Below are 2,551 nucleotides of genomic sequence, written 5' to 3'. Positions count from 1 at the left end.
CCGGCGACTCGCTCACCGCAGGGGTCGCGGCGGGCATGGCTCGGGGCGAGAGCCCTCGCGCGGCCATCGTGACCGGCGCCGCGGCGGGGGCGCTGAACGTGACCCGCCATGGTCTCGGCACCGGCGACGCCGCGGTGATCGAGAAGCTGCGCGACGCCGTCAGGATGCGCGAGATCTCGGACGACTCGGAGGCCGGCGTCGACCAGACAGTCATGGGCCACGTCAGTCCCGACGGACTCGCCGCTCTGGCCGGCCCCGACGAGGAGGACCGCGGATGACCCGCGCGCTGATCACGAACGACGACGGCATCGACGCACCGGGACTGCACGTGCTCGCGCGCGCGGCGCTGGACGCGGGCTTCGACGTGACCGTGGCCGCTCCCGCCCGGCAGTCCAGCGGTACGAGCGCCTCGATCGTCGCGGCCGAGGAGGACGGCCGCATCGCGATCGAGCGCCGCGAGCTGCCCGGGCTCGACGGTGTTCCCGCCTATGCGGTGCGTGGCGGACCGGGTCTGGTCACCCTTATCGCGGCGCACGGCGCCTTCGGCGACCCCGCCGACGTCGTGCTGTCGGGGGTGAATCACGGCGCGAACGTGGGCCGCGCCATCCTCCACTCCGGAACGGTCGGGGCGGCGCTCACCGGCGGGCTCAACGGCGCCTGGGGCGTCGCCGTGTCGCTCGACGTCGGAATGAACCCCGCGGAGTTCCACTGGGATGCCGCAGCCGCCGCCGCGATCGCACTGCTGCCCTTTCTCTTCGAGCGCCCGCGCGGCACGGTCATCAACGTCAATGCGCCGAACCGGCCCGAGCACCGCGGGGTCGTGGAGGCCGCGCTCGCCCCGTTCGGCATCGTGCAGACGACGCTCACCGAGCGCCACTCCACCCACATCCGGCTCGCGGTCGAGGACCTCCCCAACCTCCCGGAACCCGGAAGCGACGCGGCGCTGCTCGCCGAAGGCTGGGTGACCCTCACCGGCATCGATCCGGTGTCGCAGGTGCCGCTCGGCTACGACGGCGCCGCGGCATCGGCTCCTCCGGCCGCAGAGCGCACACGACGAAGGCCGCCCCACACCGTGGGGCGGCCCTCCAAGAATGTTCTGCGCGATTGAACGCTGGCTGCGATGCCTTATCGACGGAGACCGAGGCGCTCGATGAGCGAGCGGTAACGGTTGATGTCGATGTCCTGGAGGTAGCCCAGGAGACGGCGGCGCTGACCGACGAGCAGGAACAGCCCACGACGCGAGTGGTGGTCGTGCTTGTGCTCCTTGAGGTGCTCGGTGAGGTCCTTGATGCGCTGCGTCAGCATCGCGACCTGCACCTCGGGGGATCCGGTGTCACCGGGGTGCGTCGCGTACTCTTCGATGATCGCCTTCTTGACGTCTGCTTCCAGTGCCATAGGTGATCCCCTCTCTGCTTGTTGCGCGGTGCCCGTCACCCGATGTGCGAGCTCTCTTTCTCCGCGGCCGATCCAACGGCAACCTCAAGAGTCTACCAGCCGCGAGGCGGCACGTGCGAACCATGGCCCGCTCCGGCCCGGGTGCCCGTTCCGTAGCAGGGCGGTCGCGTATGAGCGGATTTCGGACGTCGCACACCGGCGCCGGGATCGACGACGGATGCCGAGCCTAGAGTGGGCGCGTGACCTCGACCGACACCCTGCCTGATGCACGCACGACCGCCTCCGGGTGGATCGCGACGCAGTTCGTGCTGGCCGGCGTCGTGTGGGGATCGAGCTTCCTGTTCATGAAGGTCGCGCTCACGGGCATCTCGCCGGCGCAGGTGGCCTGGACGCGCATCGTCCTGGGAGCCCTCACCCTGGGGGCGATCGTACTGGTGCGCCGCGAAGCGCTCTCGCGCGACCTCCGCGTCTGGGGTCACCTCGCGGTGCTGGGCCTCAGCTTCTGCGTCATCCCGTTCCTGCTGTTCTCGTGGGCGCAGCAGCACGTCACCTCGGGCGTCGCCAGCATCTTCAACGCCACGACGCCCATCATGACGGCGGTCATGGCGTGGCTGGTCTTCCGGGTCGAGCGTCTCCGGGGGCTGCAGATGCTCGGGATCGGTCTCGGCATCGCGGGGATCGTCGTGATCATCGCCCCGTGGCAGGGCCTGTCGCTGGGCGGGAGCCTCGTTCCCCAGCTGGCGATCCTCGGAGCGACCGCGAGCTACGGGTTCAGCCTCGCGTACATGCGTCGTTTCGCATCGAACACGGGCATGTCGGCGCTCGCGTTCACGTTCGGCTACATCGCGATGGCGGGCGTTGTGATGGCTCTGCTGACGCCGTTCCTCGTGCTCACGCCGGTGCGGCTCGACGCCCCGATCGTCGTGAGCCTCGTGCTTCTCGGATGCCTCGGCACCGGCATCGCGTACGTCTGGAACCAGAACACGGTGCGCGCGTGGGGGCCGACGCGTGCGTCGACTGTGACCTACATCACCCCTGTCGTCGGGGTCGTGCTGGGCATCGTGATCCTCGGCGAGACGATCTCGTGGAACGAGCCGGTCGGCGCTCTCATCGTGTTCCTCGGCATCCTGCTGGCGCAGGATCGGCTGCGCCGGCG

3 protein-coding genes and 1 pseudogene are annotated in these 2,551 nt (G+C 70.0%); 3 read left to right on the top strand and 1 reads right to left on the bottom strand.

What is annotated here, in order from left to right; all coding sequences use genetic code 11:
* A pseudogene (locus tag EIO58_RS16035) lies at positions 1-278 on the top strand (phosphofructokinase); the annotation flags it as partial.
* Positions 275-1,108, top strand: coding sequence for a 5'/3'-nucleotidase SurE (surE, locus tag EIO58_RS16030; RefSeq protein WP_127820333.1), 834 nt, complete (start codon positions 275-277; stop codon positions 1,106-1,108). The pseudogene EIO58_RS16035 and the gene surE, both read left to right, overlap by 4 nt.
* 17 nt (positions 1,109-1,125) lie before the next feature.
* Here surE and rpsO read toward each other — a convergent pair whose 3' ends face one another.
* The gene (rpsO, locus tag EIO58_RS16025; protein ID WP_005048780.1) at positions 1,126-1,395 is read right to left on the bottom strand and encodes a 30S ribosomal protein S15; all 270 of its coding nucleotides are present in this window, start codon (positions 1,393-1,395) and stop codon (positions 1,126-1,128) included.
* 239 nt (positions 1,396-1,634) lie between these two features.
* Here rpsO and EIO58_RS16020 point away from each other — a divergent pair.
* The coding region (locus EIO58_RS16020; protein ID WP_164861785.1) for a DMT family transporter at positions 1,635-2,551 on the top strand (917 nt) is incomplete at its 3' end.

The sequence above is a fragment of the Microbacterium sp. CPCC 204701 genome, from assembly GCF_004010105.1.
GTDB lineage: Bacteria > Actinomycetota > Actinomycetes > Actinomycetales > Microbacteriaceae > Microbacterium.
This window is presented reverse-complemented; position numbering and strand designations above follow the sequence as displayed.